The organism is Oscillibacter sp. KLE 1745, from assembly GCF_000469445.2.
In the GTDB taxonomy this organism is placed as follows: domain Bacteria; phylum Bacillota; class Clostridia; order Oscillospirales; family Oscillospiraceae; genus Oscillibacter; species Oscillibacter welbionis.
The window spans coordinates 18075-35813 of the sequence record NZ_KI271651.1; the positions used below are offsets into that span (position 1 = coordinate 18075).

20 protein-coding genes are annotated in these 17739 nt (G+C 62.7%); all 20 read left to right on the forward strand.

The window, feature by feature from the left end; translation table 11 throughout:
- Nucleotides 1-795: a ScpA family protein gene (locus HMPREF1546_RS00205; protein ID WP_301546152.1), complete on the forward strand. Its 795-nt coding sequence runs from the start codon at nucleotides 1-3 to the stop codon at nucleotides 793-795.
- Nucleotides 792-1445 carry an SMC-Scp complex subunit ScpB gene (gene scpB / locus HMPREF1546_RS00210; protein ID WP_021749874.1) on the forward strand — a complete coding sequence of 218 codons (654 nt, stop codon included), beginning with the start codon at nucleotides 792-794 and terminating at the stop codon, nucleotides 1443-1445. The genes HMPREF1546_RS00205 and scpB overlap by 4 nt, the downstream gene beginning before the upstream one ends.
- Before the next feature lie 39 nt (nucleotides 1446-1484).
- Nucleotides 1485-2165 carry a DUF2953 domain-containing protein gene (locus HMPREF1546_RS00215; protein WP_021749875.1) on the forward strand — a complete coding sequence of 227 codons (681 nt, stop codon included), beginning with the start codon at nucleotides 1485-1487 and terminating at the stop codon, nucleotides 2163-2165.
- Nucleotides 2166-2183: 18 nt separating this feature from the next.
- Complete coding sequence (gene ytfJ, locus HMPREF1546_RS00220) at nucleotides 2184-2582, forward strand: GerW family sporulation protein (RefSeq protein ID WP_174232996.1); 399 nt, start codon at nucleotides 2184-2186, stop codon at nucleotides 2580-2582.
- A gap of 42 nt (nucleotides 2583-2624) precedes the next feature.
- Entirely contained in the window at nucleotides 2625-3725 is a 1101-nt protein-coding gene (locus tag HMPREF1546_RS00225; protein WP_021749877.1) for a D-alanyl-D-alanine carboxypeptidase family protein, read from the forward strand.
- Between the two features lie 12 nt (nucleotides 3726-3737).
- Entirely contained in the window at nucleotides 3738-4448 is a 711-nt protein-coding gene (locus tag HMPREF1546_RS00230) for a pseudouridine synthase (protein ID WP_021749878.1), read from the forward strand.
- Between the two features lie 196 nt (nucleotides 4449-4644).
- Nucleotides 4645-5511: a MurR/RpiR family transcriptional regulator gene (locus HMPREF1546_RS00235; RefSeq protein ID WP_021749879.1), complete on the forward strand. Its 867-nt coding sequence runs from the start codon at nucleotides 4645-4647 to the stop codon at nucleotides 5509-5511.
- A complete protein-coding gene (locus HMPREF1546_RS00240) occupies nucleotides 5504-6754 on the forward strand; it encodes an NAD(P)/FAD-dependent oxidoreductase (protein WP_021749880.1) in 1251 nt (416 codons plus the stop codon). The genes HMPREF1546_RS00235 and HMPREF1546_RS00240 overlap by 8 nt, the downstream gene beginning before the upstream one ends.
- Nucleotides 6751-7431, forward strand: a complete 681-nt coding sequence (gene cmk, locus HMPREF1546_RS00245; protein ID WP_021749881.1) for a (d)CMP kinase — start codon at nucleotides 6751-6753, stop codon at nucleotides 7429-7431. Before HMPREF1546_RS00240 ends, cmk begins: the two co-directional genes overlap by 4 nt.
- Entirely contained in the window at nucleotides 7428-8039 is a 612-nt protein-coding gene (locus HMPREF1546_RS00250; RefSeq protein ID WP_021749882.1) for a 1-acyl-sn-glycerol-3-phosphate acyltransferase, read from the forward strand. The genes cmk and HMPREF1546_RS00250 overlap by 4 nt, the downstream gene beginning before the upstream one ends.
- Complete coding sequence (locus tag HMPREF1546_RS00255) at nucleotides 8036-10000, forward strand: bifunctional 4-hydroxy-3-methylbut-2-enyl diphosphate reductase/30S ribosomal protein S1 (protein ID WP_021749883.1); 1965 nt, start codon at nucleotides 8036-8038, stop codon at nucleotides 9998-10000. Before HMPREF1546_RS00250 ends, HMPREF1546_RS00255 begins: the two co-directional genes overlap by 4 nt.
- 189 nt (nucleotides 10001-10189) lie before the next feature.
- Complete coding sequence (locus HMPREF1546_RS00260; RefSeq protein WP_021749884.1) at nucleotides 10190-11536, forward strand: butyryl-CoA:acetate CoA-transferase; 1347 nt, start codon at nucleotides 10190-10192, stop codon at nucleotides 11534-11536.
- A gap of 266 nt (nucleotides 11537-11802) precedes the next feature.
- On the forward strand, nucleotides 11803-12300 hold the full coding sequence (locus HMPREF1546_RS00265; protein ID WP_021749886.1) for a CarD family transcriptional regulator: 498 nt from the start codon (nucleotides 11803-11805) through the stop codon (nucleotides 12298-12300).
- Between the two features lie 66 nt (nucleotides 12301-12366).
- Nucleotides 12367-13095: a 2-C-methyl-D-erythritol 4-phosphate cytidylyltransferase gene (gene ispD, locus HMPREF1546_RS00270; RefSeq protein WP_021749887.1), complete on the forward strand. Its 729-nt coding sequence runs from the start codon at nucleotides 12367-12369 to the stop codon at nucleotides 13093-13095.
- On the forward strand, nucleotides 13092-13577 hold the full coding sequence (gene ispF, locus HMPREF1546_RS00275) for a 2-C-methyl-D-erythritol 2,4-cyclodiphosphate synthase (protein ID WP_021749888.1): 486 nt from the start codon (nucleotides 13092-13094) through the stop codon (nucleotides 13575-13577). Before ispD ends, ispF begins: the two co-directional genes overlap by 4 nt.
- A gap of 80 nt (nucleotides 13578-13657) precedes the next feature.
- Nucleotides 13658-13909 (forward strand): DUF3343 domain-containing protein, encoded by a 252-nt coding sequence (locus HMPREF1546_RS00280; RefSeq protein WP_021749889.1) that lies wholly within the window; start codon nucleotides 13658-13660, stop codon nucleotides 13907-13909.
- Complete coding sequence (locus HMPREF1546_RS00285; protein ID WP_021749890.1) at nucleotides 13906-15030, forward strand: aminotransferase class V-fold PLP-dependent enzyme; 1125 nt, start codon at nucleotides 13906-13908, stop codon at nucleotides 15028-15030. Before HMPREF1546_RS00280 ends, HMPREF1546_RS00285 begins: the two co-directional genes overlap by 4 nt.
- Before the next feature lie 103 nt (nucleotides 15031-15133).
- Nucleotides 15134-16018 (forward strand): diadenylate cyclase CdaA, encoded by an 885-nt coding sequence (gene cdaA / locus HMPREF1546_RS00290; protein ID WP_021749891.1) that lies wholly within the window; start codon nucleotides 15134-15136, stop codon nucleotides 16016-16018.
- Nucleotides 16008-17330, forward strand: coding sequence for a YbbR-like domain-containing protein (locus HMPREF1546_RS00295; protein WP_021749892.1), 1323 nt, complete (start codon nucleotides 16008-16010; stop codon nucleotides 17328-17330). Before cdaA ends, HMPREF1546_RS00295 begins: the two co-directional genes overlap by 11 nt.
- Entirely contained in the window at nucleotides 17327-17737 is a 411-nt protein-coding gene (locus HMPREF1546_RS00300) for a SoxR reducing system RseC family protein (protein ID WP_021749893.1), read from the forward strand. The genes HMPREF1546_RS00295 and HMPREF1546_RS00300 overlap by 4 nt, the downstream gene beginning before the upstream one ends.
- The last annotated feature ends 2 nt before the right edge of the window (nucleotides 17738-17739 follow it).

The window sequence follows — 17739 nt, forward strand, 5'->3', positions numbered from 1 at the left end:
GTGAACGGTTTGCAAAACCCCGTATTCAAGCTGGAAAAGGTGGTCCGCAGCAAATCCGAGGAAGAGATGCAGGACTTTGAGGGCCCTCTGGACCTGATTCTATATCTGCTGGGCAAGAACAAAATGGAGATCCAGGACATCTCCATCTCCCTGATCTGCGACCAGTACATGGCGTGGCTGGCCCGGCGGCAGGAGATGGATCTGGAGGTGGCCAGCGAGTTCGTCACCATGGCCTCCCAACTGGTGTACATCAAGACCCGGATGCTTCTCTCCATTGAAGATGAGGAGGCCCAGAGCGAGATGGATGCCCTGATCGCCTCTCTGGAGGAACGGAAGCGCAACGAGAACTACGCCAAGGTGAAGTCCATGGCCGCCCGGCTGGAGCCCATGGGAGAATTCGGACGGAATATCCTCACCCGTCCGTCGGAGCCGGTGAAGCGGGGAAAGATCTACGAGTACGACCAGACACCGGCGGACCTGGTCCTGGCCATGGCCGAGATCCAGGGCCGGGCGGAGCGGTCCCTGCCGCCGCCCCGCTCCGCTTTCCAGAGCATCGTCCAGCACGAGCCCTATCCCGTGGAGAGCAAGGCCCGGGAGATTCTGAGCCGGCTAAGGACTCACGGCGTCACTCGGTTTCTGCTGCTGTTTCGGGGCAGCCGCAGCCGCAGCGAGGTGGTGGCCACCTTTCTGGCGGTGCTGGAGCTGTGCCGGGCCCGCATCCTGCATCTGGCAGGGAGTGAGACGGACTGCACTGTCCGGCAGGAGCGGGAGTTGCCCCAGGATCTGAAACTGTGAGAGAGGACCGTTCCAAGATGGAGATGAAAGAGATCGAATCGGCAGTGGAGGGTATCCTGTTTGCCTCTGGGGAGCCGGTGCAGACCGACCGGATCTGCGTGGCCCTGGAGATGGACCGCCCCACGGTGGAGCAGGTGCTCCAGAAGCTGATGGACTACTATGCCTACGAGCGCCGGGGCATCCGGCTGCTGCGCATGGAGGATACCTGGCAGCTGTGTTCCGCGCCGGACTACGCGGATGTGATCCGAAAAGCCTTTGAGATCCGCAAGCCCGCCAAGCTCAGCCAGCCGGCGCTGGAGGTGCTGACCATCATCGCCTACTACCAGCCCACCACCCGGGCCTATGTGGATCAGATCCGGGGTGTGGACAGCGCCTATACCATCGGCCTGCTGCTGGACCGGAAGCTCATCGAGGAGTGCGGCCGCCTGCAGGTACCCGGAAGGCCCCGCCTGTACCGGACCACCAAACAGTTTCTCCGGGCCTTCCATCTGACCAGCCTGGATGACCTGCCGGAGCTGCCGGACCTTGGCGGCGAGGGACAGATGCGGATCGGCGAGGACGGACAGATCATGGACCCGGCGGACACGGCAGAGATCACCGGAGCCGACACGCCGGAGACGGCCGGCGCCATGGAGGAAGAGGCGCCTTGAGAATCCGCTCCGCCAGAGCGGTCAGGGGGGTGATGGACGTTGCTGGGACTTTGGATCACGTTGGCGGTGCTGCTGGCACTTGCGATTTTTCTGTGGCGGCTGCGGCTGGGACTGTATGTGGTCTTCGGCAGGGGGCAGGCCGCGGCGGATTTGACGATTGGTCCCTTCCGGGTCCGGCTGGTACCGTCCAAAGAGACAAAAAAAACGCCGCAGGAAACCAAAAAAACGGGAAAGCCTAAAAAGGAGCCGAAGGACCTGGCAGAGGCGGCAAAAAAAATCCCGAAGCCCAAACTGGAAGATCTTCAGGACGCCGCAAGGACGCTGTGGCCCGCCGCCAAAAAGGCTCTGCGCCGCACCCGGCGGGGTATCCGCGTAGACCCGCTGCGCCTGTCCGCCACCCTGGGCGGGGCGGAGGACCCGGCGGCAGCCGCAGAGTTGTACGGTGGACTCCACGCCCTGGTCTGGACCGGGATGCCGGCTCTGGAGAAGCTGGTGGTGATCCGGGATCCCGGGATTCATCTCGGAATTGATTTTGACGCGCAGGAGACCCGGGCGGAAGGAGAGCTTGGCATCTCCATCCGGCTGGGGACGCTGATCGCCGTAGGAACGCAGCTGGCGGTCCCGGCCATCGGCTGGCTCCGGCGGTTCATGAAGCGGCGGCGGATGCCGCCCGCATCCAAAGCAGCAGACAACAAGGCGGCAGAACACCCCGCCGCGTGACGAGAAAGGATGGCATCCATGGACGAGACAATGGACAAGAAGAGACCCCTCAGCGATTTGATGCGTTCCACGATGGACAAGATCCGGGAGATGGCGGACACCAACACCATCGTGGGGCAGCCCATCACCACGCCTGACGGCGTGACTCTGATCCCCATTTCCCGGGTCAGTATGGGCTTCGGCTGCGGCGGCGCCGACTACGGTAAGACCCAGCCCAAGGACTTCGGCGGCGGCAGCGGCGCAGGCGTGAAGATCGAGCCTGTGGCGTTCCTGGTGATCCGGGAGGGAACGACCCGGGTGCTGCCGGTGGCGATGCCGCCCATGACCACGCTGGACCGGGTGGTGGAGATGATGCCGGATCTGGTGGACAAAGTGGAAAAATATTTCGACAAGAAGGAAGAAAAAGAACCCGTCTGAACGGGGTATACTACCATCACCAAACAAATGAGGTGATGGCATTTGCAAACCCTGCTCCGGCGGCTTGCCGCTTTGGGGATCGCTCTGGCGGCCCTGTTCACTCTTTTTCCTTGTCAGACGCACGCGGTCAGTACGTCTGCCTCCTCCGCCATTTTGATGGACGTGGACAGCGGCCGGGTGTTGTATGAGCAGAACGCCGACGCGAAAATGCTGATCGCCAGCACTACCAAGATTCTGACGGCCCTGGTGGCTATCCGGGAGGGAGACCTGAACGATGTGGTCACGGTCTCCCGGGAGGCGGCGTATACAGAGGGCTCCTCCATGTATCTGAAGGTGGGGGAGAAGCTGACGCTGGAGACACTGCTGTATGGACTGCTGCTCTGCTCCGGCAACGATGCGGCCGTGGCCATTGCCGAGCACATCAGCGGCAGCCAGGAGGACTTTGCAAAGCTCATGAATGCAACGGCCCGGGAGATCGGCATGGAGCACTCCTCCTTCGCCAACCCCAACGGGCTGGACCATGAGGACCATTACTCCACGGCCCGGGACATGGCGCGTCTTGCCTGCGCGGCGGTGGAAAATGAGACTCTGGTACGGATGGCCTCCACCCGCAGCGTCACCATTGGCGGGCGGACCATGACCAACCACAACAAGCTGTTGAACCAGATAGAGGGGTGTATCGGCCTGAAGACCGGCTATACCATGGCGGCAGGCCGGACGCTGGTGAGCTGTGTGGAGCGAAACGGCCAGCGGCTGGTGGCGGTGACTCTCCAGGACGGCAACGACTGGGCGGACCACGCGGCGCTGTATGACTACGGTTTTTCCACCTATCCCGCCAAGCTGGGGGCCTCTCTGGGCCAGACAATCCAGCGGGTCCAGGTGGAAAACGGCATGAGCGCCACGGTGCCCCTGGTGGCGGCGGACAGCTTCGCCTGGCCGCTGGCGGAGGGGGAGTCCCTGGAGCTGGACGTGGAGCTGGCCGGATCTCTGCGGGCCCCCATCCGGGCCGGCCGGCGGGCCGGGGAGGCGGTTTTCTCGGTCAATGGAAAAGAGGTGGGCCGGGTGGCGCTGCTGTATGGCGCCGACGTGGCGCCCCGGATGGAGAGCGCCCTGAGCATTCTGAAGCAGGGGTTGCCGGGATAGAGAGAGGACAACATGGAAGAACGACTGCAGAAGCTGCTGTCCGCCGCGGGGGTTTGCTCCCGGCGGACGGCAGAGACATATTTGATCGCCGGAAGGGTGACGGTGAACGGCCAGACCGCCCATCTGGGCCAGCGTGCAGACCCGGATCGGGACGAGATCCTGGTGGACGGCCATCCCCTGGCGCCCCGGGCGGAGGCCGTGTACATCCTGCTGAACAAGCCGCGGGGCTATGTCTCTACCCTCTCGGACGAGCGGGGGCGGCGGACAGTGGCGGAGCTGGTAGCGGACTGCGGGAGCCGGGTTTATCCCGTGGGACGGCTGGACCTGGATTCCGAGGGCCTGCTGCTGCTGACCAACGACGGTGCCTGGGCCCAGCACCTGCTGCATCCAAAGCACGAGGTGGAAAAGACGTATCACGTCTCCGTATTCGGACCGGTGGCCGGCGCGGCGGCCCGGCTGGCAGCCGTCACCGACCTGGAGGGGGAGCCCATCCGCCCCGCCCGGGTGGAGGTGCTGCGGGAAACTCCCGGAACCGCGGTGCTAGCAGTGACCATTCATGAGGGGAAGAACCGGCAGGTCCGCCGGATGTGTGCCCAGTGCGGCCTGACGGTGAAGCGGCTGCGCCGGGTCCGGGAGGGAGCTCTGGAGCTGGGCGATCTGCCGCCGGGAAAGTGGCGGTATTTGACACAGGACGAGGCAGGGGCGCTGGGAGTCACCCCCTGACTGAAAAGCGGAAGGCGCCGCCCTGAATGGGGCGGCGTCTTTTCCATTCCGGCGGCGAGACGGAAAAATCCCGCAAAGCGGTTTGAATTTTGAAAAAACTGTGCTACAATAGACCGCGGAACGTCCGGCGGGCCAGCGGAGCTGCCGGGCAAGATCAAGAACGGCCCCCTGCAGGCGGCCGACGGAGGAAACAGCAGTGGCTAAGAGCATCCTACATACCATTGAGCGCAATATGCCCACCTTTTCCAAGGGACAGAAGCGGATTGCCGACTACATCCTGCAGAATTACGACAAGGCCGCCTTCATGACTGCCAGCAAGCTGGGGAAGCTCTCCGGCGTCAGCGAGTCCACAGTGGTACGCTTCGCATCGGAGCTGGGGTACGACGGCTATCCCAGTATGCAGCGGGCACTGCAGGAGATGATCCGCAGCCGCCTCACTTCCACCCAGCGCATCCAGGCGGCGGACAATCTGTTCGGCGGACAGGATGTGCTGTCCGCCGTGATCCAGTCCGATATGGACAAGCTGCGGATGGTGGCGGAAGAGGCGGACAGGACCGAGTTCAACAAGGTGGTGGACCTGATCCTGGGCGCCGGGCACCTGTACATCCTGGGGGTGCGGACCTCCTCCTTTGTGGCGGGGTATCTGAACTTCTACCTGCACCTGCTGTCCGAGAACGTGACGCTGGTGCAGTCCAACGCCGCAGGGGAGATCTTCGAGCAGCTGCTGCGGATCGGCCCCGGGGATGTGATGATCGCCATCAGCTTCCCTCGGTACTCCAAGGTCACTATGAACACAGTGAAGTTTGCCCAGGACCGGGGGGCTACCATCGTGGCTATTACAGACAATGAGCTGTCCCCCGTCTACCAGATGGCGGAGGCTGCTCTGCTGGCTCCCAGTGAGATGATCTCCTTTGTGGACTCCATGGTGGCGCCTCTGTCCCTCATCAACGCGCTGCTGATCGCCGTGGGCTCCCGGATGCGGTCGGACGTGTCCCGCACCTTTGCGGAGCTGGAGGACATCTGGAACGCCTACGGCGTGTTCGGGAAGATGGACGATGAGTAAGGGGCTGGTAGTGATCGGCGGGGGAGCCGCCGGGATGATGGCCGCTGTCTCCGCGGCGGAGCGGGGCGCACAGGTGACGCTGCTGGAGCCCAATGAGCGGCTGGGAAAGAAGCTGAACATCACCGGCAAGGGCCGGTGCAACGTCACCAACAACGCCGATGTACAGACCTTGCTGGCCAACGTGCCCCGGAACGGCAAGTTTTTGTACAGCGCCTTTTCCCGGTTCGACGGCCGGGACACCATGGCGTTCTTTGCGTCCATCGGCGTGCCGCTGAAGACCGAGCGGGGGAATCGGGTGTTTCCCGTCAGTGACCGGGCCTTTGACGTCAGCGCCGCTTTGGAGCGGCGGCTGAAGGCGCTGAAGGTCTCTCTGGTCCGGGACCGGGCGACGGAGCTGGAGATCACCTCCGGCGCCGTCACAGGTGTCCGGGGAGAGCGGGGGACATACCCTGCCGGGGCGGTAGTCCTTGCCACCGGCGGCGTCAGTTACCCCGCCACCGGCTCCACAGGAGAGGGGCACCGAATGGCCCGGGAAGCGGGGCATACGGTGACGGACCTTCAGGGCTCTTTGGTGCCGCTGCGGGATTACGGCCTGGGCCGGGAGCTCCAGGGCCTGAGCCTGCGGAATGTGGGGCTGGCGGTGTTCGAGGACCGGAAGAAGATCTACACGGACTTCGGGGAGATGCTGTTCACCCACTTCGGTGTCAGCGGGCCCCTGGTGCTATCGGCCTCCGCCCACATGCGGCACTTCGGCAAAAAGACCTATCGGCTGGAGATTGACTTGAAGCCTGCTCTGGATGAGCAGGCCTTGGACAAGCGGCTGCTGCGGGACTTTGAGAAGTACGCCAACCACGACTTCTGCAACGCGCTGGACGATCTGCTGCCCCAGAAGCTGATTCCGGTGGCAGTGGAGCGGTCGGGCATCCCGCCCCATCAAAAGGTCCATGACCTGACGCGAGAGCAGCGGCGGGAACTGGTCCAGAGCCTCAAGCATTTTTCTGTGGAGATTGCCGGCCCCTGCCCGGTGACGGACGCCATCGTTACTTCCGGTGGCATAAAGATCAGTGAAATTGACCCAAAGACAATGGAATCAAAACTTGTAAAGGGATTATACTTTTCGGGAGAAATCATGGATGTGGACGCCTATACCGGCGGATTCAACCTGCAGATCGCCTGGGCCACAGGCCGGGCGGCGGGACAGGCTGCGGCGGAGGCGCTGAGACAAGGGGAAGAGAACGCATGAGTGAGAACATTCGCGTGGCCATCGACGGGCCCTCCGGCGCGGGGAAGAGCACCCTGGCCAGGAGCGTGGCCGCCAGACTGAACTTTTTATACGTGGACACAGGTGCCATCTACCGCACCATCGGCTATGCCGTGTGGCGGAAGGGGATCGATCCCCGGGACCGCTCCGCCGTGGTGGCGGTGCTGCCGGACCTGGAGATTTGCCTGACCTATGGGACGGACGGCCTGCAGCACATGGAGCTGAATGGAATGGATGTGACGGCGGAGATCCGCCTGCCGGAGGTGTCCCGCTACGCCTCTCTGGTATCCGCCTATCCGGAGGTTCGGGCGTACCTGCTGGAGATGCAGCGCCAGCTGGCCCGGGAGAACAGCCTGGTGATGGACGGCCGGGATATCGGCACGGTGGTGCTGCCGGATGCGGAGGTGAAGGTGTTTCTCACTGCTTCCGCAGAGGAGCGGGCCCGCCGCCGGATGCTGGAGCTGGAGGAGCGGGGGACGCCGGAGCCTTATGCGGCTATCCTCCGCGCCATTCAGGAACGGGACTGGAACGATACCCACCGTGACGCCGCACCCCTGCGTCAGGCGGAGGACGCGGTGCTGCTGGACACCACGGCTCTGGATTTTTTCCAGAGCGAGGACGCGCTGCTGCACATTATCCGGGAGAGGACGGGACTATGAGCGAAAAGAGGCCGCTGAATGGATTTTTCGTATGCATCTACTATCTGGTAAACTTGGTGGCGGGGATTCTTCACCCGGTCACCATCATCGGGCGGGAGAACCTGCCGGAGCACGGCGCCCTGCTGTGTCCCAACCACAACAGCAACTGGGACCCGGTGCTGGTGGCGCTGAAGGTTCCGGTGAACTACCGGCTCCACATCATGGCCAAGAAGGAGCTGTTCTGCAACAAGGTCTTTGACTGGGTACTGCGGAAGCTGGGCGCCTTCCCTGTTGACCGGGGCGAGGGGGACATCGAGGCGGTGAAAACCGCCCTGAAGGCTATCAAGAGCGGGGACAACCTGCTGATATTCCCGGAGGGAACCCGGGTGGAACACGAGGGGGCCCTGCCCGCCAAGGGTGGTGTGGCCGTCATCGGCATCCGTTCCGGGGCGCAGTTCGTGCCGGTGTACGTGGAGGGGAACAAACGCCTCTTTCGCCGGACCCGCATCATCTTCGGCCAGGCATACCGGCCGGAGGCCACCAGCCGTCGGCCTTCACCGGAGGAGGTCCAGGCCATCGCCGACGAGGTGCTCCGCCGCTCCTACGCCCTGGGGAAGGAGGCGCGATGAAGGTCCTTTTGGCCAAGAGCGCCGGATTCTGCTACGGCGTGAAGCGGGCGGTGGAGTTGGCGGCAAAGACCGGGGAGGAGACCGGCGGATGCTGGATGCTGGGAGACCTGATCCACAACTCCCACGTGGTGGAGGATCTGGCCCGCCGGGGTGTCCGGAAGACCGAGGACCCGGCTGGCCTGGCGGCGGGGGACACGGTGGTGATCCGATCCCATGGAGAATTGAAATCCGTGCTGGACGATCTGGAGGCCCGGGGCGTCCGGTGCGTCAATGCCACCTGTCCCAATGTGATCCGCATCCAGCGCCTAGTGGCCCAGGCGGAGGCGGAGGGCCGTCGTCCGGTGATCATCGGCGAACCCCTGCACCCGGAGGTGATGGGGGTGGCCAGCTGGTGCCGCCAGCCCCTGGTGTTCGACGGGCCGGAGGCCGTGGAGGCTTGGCTGGACGGGGATGAGAAAAGTCGGGAAATCCCTGTTACCGTAGTAGCGCAGACCACCTGCATCCGAAAACTTTTTGAAACTTCTTGGAAAATCATAAAAAAACAGTGTACAAACGTAAAAATCTTTGATACAATATGTAATGCTACGCATGAACGTCAGTCTGAGGCGGCAGAAATCGCCGGCAAAGCAGACGTGATGGTCGTGGTGGGAGACCGTAAAAGCGCCAACACCAAACATCTGACGGAAATTTGCCTGAGGAGATGCCCCCGCGTGGTCCAGATTGAACGCGCGGACGAGCTCTCGCCGGATTTTTTCAATGGTTGTACTGTTGCGGGCCTTACGGCTGGTGCCTCCACGCCTGCGGGCATCATTAAGGAGGTATATGCAACGATGAGCGAAGAAATCAAGGCGGCCGAGGGCAAAGAGGAGTCCTTCGAGGAATTACTGAATCAGTCTTTTAAAACTTTAAATAACGGTGACCGGGTCACCGGCATCGTTACCGCCATCACCCCCACCGAAGTGCAGGTGGACGTGGGCGCCAAGCAGGCGGCCTACATCAAGCTCAGCGAGCTGAGCGACGACCCCAATGTCAAGGCGGAGGACATCATCCACGTGGGCGACCAGATCGAGACCTATGTGGTCCGCGTCAACGACGTGGAGGGCTACGCAGAGCTGTCCAAGAAGCGTCTGGACGCTGCCAAGGTCTGGGAGAACATCGAGCAGGCCGTGGAGGAGAAGACCGTTCTGGAGGGCACTGTCACCGAGGAGAACAAGGGCGGCATCGTGGTGTCCGTCAAGGGTGTGCGGGTATTCGTCCCCGCCTCTCAGAGCGGTCAGCCCCGCGGCGCCGATCTGTCTGCCATGGTGAAGCAGAAGGTCCAGCTGCGGATCACCGAGGTCAACCGCGCCCGCCGGCGCGTGGTGGGCTCCATCCGCTCCGTCACTGAGGAGGCCCGGAAGGCCGCCCAAGCGGAGGTGTGGGCCAACATCGAAGTGGGCAAGCACTACACCGGCACCGTCAAGTCCATGACCAGCTACGGTGTGTTCGTGGACATCGGCGGCGTGGACGGCATGGTACATATCTCCGAGCTCAGCTGGAGCCGGATCAAGACCCCCGCCGAGGTCTGCAAGGTGGGCGATACCATGGACGTGTACGTCATCTCCTTCGATCCCGAGAAGAAGAAGATCTCCCTGGGCGTGAAGGATCACAGCATCGATCCCTGGCAGGTGTTCATGGACAAGTACCAGGTGGGCGACGTGGCCTCTGTCCGCATCGTCAAGCTGATGACCTTCGGCGCCTTTGCCGAGGTCGTGCCCGGCGTGGACGGCCTGATCCATATTTCCCAGATTGCTGACCGGCGCATCGACAAGCCTGAGGATGTCCTCTCCGAGGGCCAGATTGTGGACGCCAAGATCACGGCCATCGACGAGGAGAAGCAGAAGATCTCCCTGTCCATCCGCGCCCTGCTGACTCCCGCGGCTGATGAGGCTGAGGAGGAAGAAGCTCCTGTGGAGGAGTAATCCGCACGGATTTCCAGACCTAAAAAAGACAGGCTCCGGTGAGGGGCCTGCCTTTTTTTGAAAATTTTGTGATTTTTTTCACGGTATGGATTGCTTTTCAAGGGCTGGTATGTTATACTCTTGACAATCAATGTAAGACAACACCGATGACATCATACAACAAACGGGAATTACAGGAGGAAGATCAACATGAGCTACCAGGAAGTGTACAAACAGAAGCTGACAACGGCCGACGAGGCGGTCAAGGCCGTCAAGTCCGGCGACTGGGTGGATTACGGCTGGAGCGTCTGCTCGGCGGATGCCTTGGATAAGGCGCTGGCCCGGCGGATGGGCGAGCTGACCGACGTGAAGATCCGGGGCGGTATCCTGACCCACAAGCCCGCCATTTTCGATGTGCCCAATGCGGCGGAGCATTTCTGCTGGAACTCCTGGCACATGGGCGGCATCGAGCGCAAGGCCGTGAGCGAGGGCTTCTCCTATTACATCCCCCTGCGGTATTCTGAGCTGCCGGGGTATTACCGCAACTGCATCAAGAGCCTGGACGTGGCCATGTTCCAGGTGGCCCCCATGGACGAGCACGGCTGGTTCAATTTCGGTCCCGGCGGCTCCCACCTGAAGGCTGTGTGCGAGTGCGCAAAGACCGTCATCGTGGAGGTCAACAAGAACATGCCCGTGTGCTTGGGCGGGTTTGAGAACTGCATCCACATCGACGACGTGGACATGATCGTGGAGGGAGAGAACCCTGCTTTGGATGAGCTGGGCGGCGGCGGAGCCGCCAGTGAGGTGGACATGGCGGTGGCCAAACTGGTGGTGCCGGAGATCTGTGACGGTGCCTGCCTGCAGTTGGGCATCGGCTCTATGCCCAACGCCATCGGCAAGATGATCGCCGAGAGCGACTTGAAGGATTTGGGCGTGCACACCGAGATGTACGTGGACGCCTTCGTGGACATGTCCATAGCCGGTCGCATCACGGGCCTGCGCAAGCCCTTTGACCGGGGCCGGCAGACCTATGCCTTCGCGGCGGGCACACAGAAGCTGTATGACTTCATCGACAACAACCCTGAGTGCATGGCTGCTCCCGTCAGCTATGTGAACGACATTGCCCGGGTGTCTCAGATCGACAACTTCATCTCCATCAACGGCGCCGTGGATATCGACCTGTACGGCCAGGTGTCCTCTGAGTCCTCTGGAATTCACCATATCTCCGGTGCCGGCGGCCAGCAGGACTTCGTCATGGGCGCGTACCTGTCCAAGGGTGGCAAGAGCTTCATCTGCTGCTCCTCCTCCTACATGGACAAAAAAAGCGGCCAGCTGAAGTCCCGTATCCGGCCCACGCTGCTGGAGGGGTCCGTGGTCACCGCCACCCGCACCAACCTCCACTATGTAGTGACGGAGTACGGCAAGTTCAACGCCAAGGGCAAGTCCACTTGGGAGCGGGCCGAGGGCCTGATTGCCATCGCCCATCCTCAGTTCCGCGAGGAGCTGATCGCCGAGGCGGAGAAGATGCACATCTGGCGCCGTTCCAACAAGAGATAACAAAATCCTCCGGAGCCGGGCGGCATATCTGCCGTCCGGCTCTTTTGTACAGGGGGGACCTGTGTCTGGAGGAGCTGATGCCCTTGCCGCGGGTGGATGATTCTCTGCGGAAAGTGTAAGGCACTGGAAAAGATAGTAAAAAAATTTCAAAATAAGCTTGTAAAGCTGCTGAAAAGCCGGTATAATGAAATTTATGAAAACAGAAAAGTGGAAATAGAGAGAGCGGGTTCCAGTCACCGCCCGGCGGAAATGGGAAGGAGTTTACCATGTTCAGCGTTGGGGATCTGGTCGTTCATCCAATGCATGGGGCCGGCGTGATCGACGCCATCGTTCAGGAAAAGGTCGCGGGGAGTACACAGGACTACTATGTGTTCAAAATGCCGGTGGGTGGACTGCTGTTGAAGATCCCCACCGCCAACAGCCAGACGATTGGAGTCCGCTCGGTCATCCAGCGGCCGGAGGCGGAAGCCCTGATTGCCGCTATTCCGTCTTTGGCGGTGGAGGAGAGCAGCAACTGGAACAAGCGGTACCGGGAAAATCTGCTGCGGATGAAGAGCGGGGATCTGTACGAGGTGGCACGTGTGATTAAGGGGCTGATGTTCCGGGAACGGAAGCGGGGCCTCTCCAATGGGGAGCGGAAGATGCTTCATACGGCCCGCCAGATCCTGCTGTCGGAGCTGGTGCTGGCAGAGGACAGCGGCTATGAAGAGGTGGAGCGGCGTGTGGAGCAGGCCATGCTCCAGACACCGGAGATCCAGAGATAACGTGTTCGCGGACCATGTCCGCGAACATTCTGCTGTTTCAGGAGAAATTTCCAGGGAGGTCGGATCATGGCATTTTTCAAAAAATTCCGGGATGCCCAGCGCCCTTGCTGCGCCGCGCTGGTGGCGGCGGCAGGCAGTTCTTCCCGCATGGGCGGGGTGAACAAGCTGCTGCAGCCCCTGGACGGCATTCCTGTACTGGCCCGGACACTGACGGCCCTGCAGATGGCCCGGCGGATCGACGAGATCGTGGTAGCCGCCCGGGAGGAGGACTTTCTGGAGATCTCCCAGCTGTGCAGGACCTACGGCATCACCAAATGCACCAAGGTGATCCGGGGTGGGGAGAGCCGGGCCCACTCGGTGCTTCTGGCAGCACTGGAGGCCGGGGAGGGCATGGAGCTGCTGGCGGTGCAGGACGGCGCCCGCCCCTTGGTGACGCCGGAGCTCATCGACGATGTGGCGGAGCAGGCCGCCCGCTGCGGGGCGGCGGCCCCGGCGGTGGCGGTGAAGGACACCATCAAAGCCGTCCGGGACGACGGCACGGTGGCGGAGACGCTGGACCGGGCGGCCCTGCGGGCTGTGCAGACACCCCAGATCTTCGAGAATGCGCTGCTGAAAGCTGCGCTTCAGGCGGCTGTTGAGGGGGGCATTCCCATAACGGATGACTGCTCCGCCGTGGAGCGGCTGGGCAAGCGGGTCTATCTGGTGGAGGGGGACGAGGAAAACCTGAAGATCACCACTCCGGTAGACCTGATTTTGGCGGAGGCTATTCTGCAGGCCAGGGAGGATCGGATATGACGAATCTGCGGATCGGACATGGATATGACGTCCACCGGCTGACGGAGAGGCGGCGGCTGGTGCTGGGGGGCGTGGAGATCCCCTGGGACCGTGGGCTGCTGGGCCACTCCGACGCGGACGTGCTGACCCACGCGGTAATGGACGCCCTCTGCGGCGCCGCCAAGCTGGGGGACATCGGCAAGCTGTTCCCGGACAGCGATCCCCGCTACGCCGGTATTTCCAGCCTGGAGCTGCTGCGGCAGGTGGCAGCGCTGCTGCAGGAGAGAGGATGGGCCGTGGTGAACATCGACGCCACCCTCATCGCCCAGGCCCCCAAGGTGGGCCCCTACCGCCCGGAGATGGAGGCGAACCTCTCCGCAGCTCTTGGGACGGATGCGGACCGGGTGAATGTGAAGGCCACCACAGAGGAGCATCTGGGCTTTACTGGGGACAGCTCCGGCATGGCGGCCCATGCGGTGGCGCTGCTGGAACGGCTCCCCTGAAAAAAGGACGTGCCTCGGGCGCGTCCTTTTCGCACGTCCGCGCCTCCCGACCATAGAATGGGTAGAGAGGAGGAGTGTCTGTGGAGCACTATTTGATTATCGCCCGCTCGGTGACCTATGCCCAGCGGATGCAGCGGGCGCTGGCCCGGTCGGGGATCCGAAGCCGGATCTTCCGGGCCCCCCGGGACCTGACGGACCGGGGCTGCGCCTACGCCGTGCAGATCGCGGACTCCGACCTGACGGCTGCCCTGACGGCCCTTCACAGGGAATCTTTGGACCCTGTTCAGATATTCTTGACTCAGCGGGGGACGTTCCGGGAGGTGAGACCGTGATCTATTTTGACAGCGCGGCCACCACCTTCCAGAAGCCCCGGACTGTGGCGGACGCCATGCGGAACGCCATGGCCACCATGAGCTCTCCCGGCCGCGGCGGATACCCCGCCGCCATGCGTGCGGCGGAGGCTGCCTTCGACTGCCGGACAGAGCTGGCGGAGCTGTACCATCTGGAGAACCCGGAGCAGGTGGCCTTCACCATGAACGCCACCCACGGCCTGAACATTGCCATCAAGAGCCTGGTGCCCCCCGGCGGGAAAGCCGTGATCTCCGGATATGAGCACAACGCTGTCACCCGGCCCCTGGCGGCCCTGGGGGCCCAGGTGTCCGTGGCGGCGGCGCCCCTGTTTCAGCCTGCAGCGGTGACGGCGGCCTTTGACCGCCTGATCGTGCCCGGCACGGACGCGGTGATCTGCAACCACGTGTCCAACGTATTCGGCTTCGTCCAGCCGGTGGAGGCTATCGCCGCTATCTGCCGGGAGCGGGAGGTACCCTTCATCATCGACGCGTCCCAGTCCGCCGGGATGCTGACCCTGGACATGACGGCCCTGGGGGCGGCCTTCATCGCCATGCCGGGCCACAAGGGCCTGTACGGCCCCCAGGGAACCGGCGTACTGCTGTGCGGGAAGGACGTCCCCGTCCGCACACTGCTGGAGGGCGGCACCGGCAGCATCTCTATCCAGCAGGAGATGCCGGACTTCCTGCCGGATCGGCTGGAGGCGGGCACCCACAATATGCCCGGCATCGCAGGGCTGCTGGCGGGGGTCCGATTCGTCCGCCAGCTGGGGCCGGAGGCCATCTGCGCCGGAGAGCGGCAGCTGACCTTCCAGGCGGCGGAGGGCCTGAGGCGGCTCCCTGGACTGCAGGTGTTTGCCCTGCCAGACCTGGCGGCCCAGGCGGGGGTGCTTTCCATTGTCCCGGAGCGCATGGACGCAGAGGCATTGGGCGCGGCCCTGGCAGACCGGGGCATCGCCGTGCGGGCGGGCCTTCACTGCGCGCCCCTGGCCCACCGCACCGCCGGGACGCTGGACACCGGCACCGTCCGGCTGAGTTTTTCCCACTGGAACACGCGGGAGGAAGTATCCCGTTTCCTAGTGGCTATGGGGGAGATCCTGAGGTGACTTTCTGAACAGACCGTGAATTTTAGCTTGGTTTGCCTTGCATTCTACAGGCAGATTTTATATAATCTAGATATTCATGGCCTGAAAGGGATGATGACGTCCAATGGAATTTGTCACGCTCTCCACACTGCCCGGGATCATCGGCCGGTATCTGATGATGCTGAAGGTCACGGACATTTTGGATATAGCGATTATGGTGTTTGTGTTTTACAAGGCTCTGACGCTGATTCAGAGCACCCGGGCCGCCAGCCTGCTCAAGGGCGTGCTGGTGTTTCTGGCGGCGCTGATGCTGTCCATGGTCCTGAATATGAACAGCATCAACTTTATCATGAACCAGCTGGTGAGGTGGGGCGTGGTGGCGCTGATCGTCCTCTTCCAGCCCGAGATCCGACGCATCCTGGAGGAGGTGGGCAGCCGCCGCTTCATCGCCTTCTTCTCCCGGGCGGAGGCCGGCACCGCCGTGGAACAGGCCATCGACCAGACGGTGCTGGCCTGCACCGAGATGTCCCAGTCCCGCACCGGCGCCCTGATCGTGTTCGAGCGGGAAAACCTGCTGGACGACATGGTCCGCAGCGGCACGGTGCTGGATGCGGCGGTCTCCAGCGAATTGCTGAAAAACATCTTCTTTGTAAAGGCTCCCATGCATGACGGCGCCGTCATCGTCCGGAACGGGCGGGTGCTTGGCGCCGGATGCATGCTGCCTCTCAGCAAGAACGTGAACCTCTCCCGGGAGCTGGGGATGCGCCACCGGGCCGGTATCGGCATGAGCGAGAACGCCGACGCCGTGGTGGTCATCGTCTCCGAGGAGACCGGGTCCATCTCCGTGGCCATCGGGGGAATGCTCAAGCGGCACCTCAAGCCGGAGACGCTGGCCAATATCCTGCGGAACGAGTTGCTTCCGCAGGAGGCCGGGGAGGACAAGCCCAAGTTCAGCCTGATGAATCTGCTGCGGGCCGGAAGCACGGGAGGCGACAACCATGAAAAGTAATCCCAAGCAGAAGGCGGTGTATCTCGCCCTGTGCATCCTGGCGGCCATCGTGGTGTGGATCTTCGTGGACAACTTCGGAAACAACGGCGGTGCGGTGATGCATACCAAGTGGTTCCGGGATGTGCCCATCACCTACACTGGGGAGACGGTCCTTACAGAGCGGGGCTTCATGCTGCTGGACGAGGATACCGTCAGCACCGTGGATTTGGAGATGGAAGGGACTGCGTTTGACCTGGCTCTGCTGGACAAAGACTATATCCGGGTGACAGTGGATCTCTCCAACGTGAGCCGGACAGGGGTGCAGACGGTGACCTCGGTGATTTACGGCTATACGGAAGAGTATTTCCGGCAGAATATTACGGTGAGCGACCGGACGCCCTCCGTCATCACCATCAACGTGGCGGAGCTGTACCACAAGACGGTGGATGTCCGGTGCGAGATCTCCGGCAATGTGGCAGAGGGTTACTCCGCCGGAGAGCTGCAGGTCAGCCCCACGGAGATCGAGGTCCGGGGCGATCAGGAGGATGTGGATGCCGTCAGCTATGCCAAGGTGACCCTGGATCTGGGAGAGGACGCCACCTCCACGGTCACGGGAGAGCTGCCCATCCAGTTCTATGACGCAAACGACCAGCTGCTGGAGAACACCAGCCTCCAGACCACAGAGGAGACCATTCAGGTGACGCTGCCGGTATATGTCACCCGGGAGCTGCAGCTGACCATGAACTTCGTGGAGTCCGCCGGCGCCCGCATGTACAACGTGGACTGGGGGATCGAGCCGTCCACCATCTTGGTGTCCGGCCCGGCAGATGTGCTGAACAGCATGGACAGCATCGTTCTGGACGATTTCAATCTGGCGGAGCTGGGCAGCACCACCAATTACAGCTATGCCATTCCCATCCCGGAGGGATGCGAGAATCTCAGCGGCGTCACACGCGCCACGCTGCGCATCTCCTTCAAGGATATGCAGCGCACCACGGTGACGGCCACCAACTTCATTCTGGAGAACGCGCCGGAGGACCGGACCGTAGACCTGCTGACAGAGCAGCTGGCCGTGTCCATCTTCGGCACCAGCGGGGATGTGGGGGCCATTACCTCGGACAACATTCTGGTGACGGTGGACCTGGCGGACTTCGGCTCCGCCGTGGGCACCTACACTGTCCCCGCGGAGGTGACGGTGGTGGGGCACGACGTGGGCGTCTCCGGCGGGACGTATCAGGTGCGTGTCACCATTTCTGAACAGACATCCGATCAGCCGGCGGAGCCTGATACGCCCGCCGGGGAGATCCCAGATACAGGAGACGAGACAACATGACGCAGATCGCAACAGTTGAACGAATTTTAGATGCGGACCACGCGGAGATTTCCGTACCCCGGAAATCCGCCTGCGGACACGACTGCGAGGAGTGCGCCGGCTGCGGCGTCACCGGCGCGGCGGTCCACGCCCGGGCCAGCAACCCCATCGGCGCCCGGCCCGGACAGAAGGTGGTTGTGGAGAGCAGCACCAAGAATATGCTGCGGATCGTGGTACTGGTGTACCTGATCCCGGTGGTGCTGTTCCTGGCGGGGTATGTCATCATGTCCCTGTTGACGGACAGCGTGGCGGCGCAGTACGCGGTGGCTGCGGCCGGATTCGCGGCGGGCATCGTCTTTGCCATCTTCTATGACCGCAGGCTGCGGGCCAGGGGCGGCCTGACCTTCAACATCGTCCGGGTGTTCTGAGG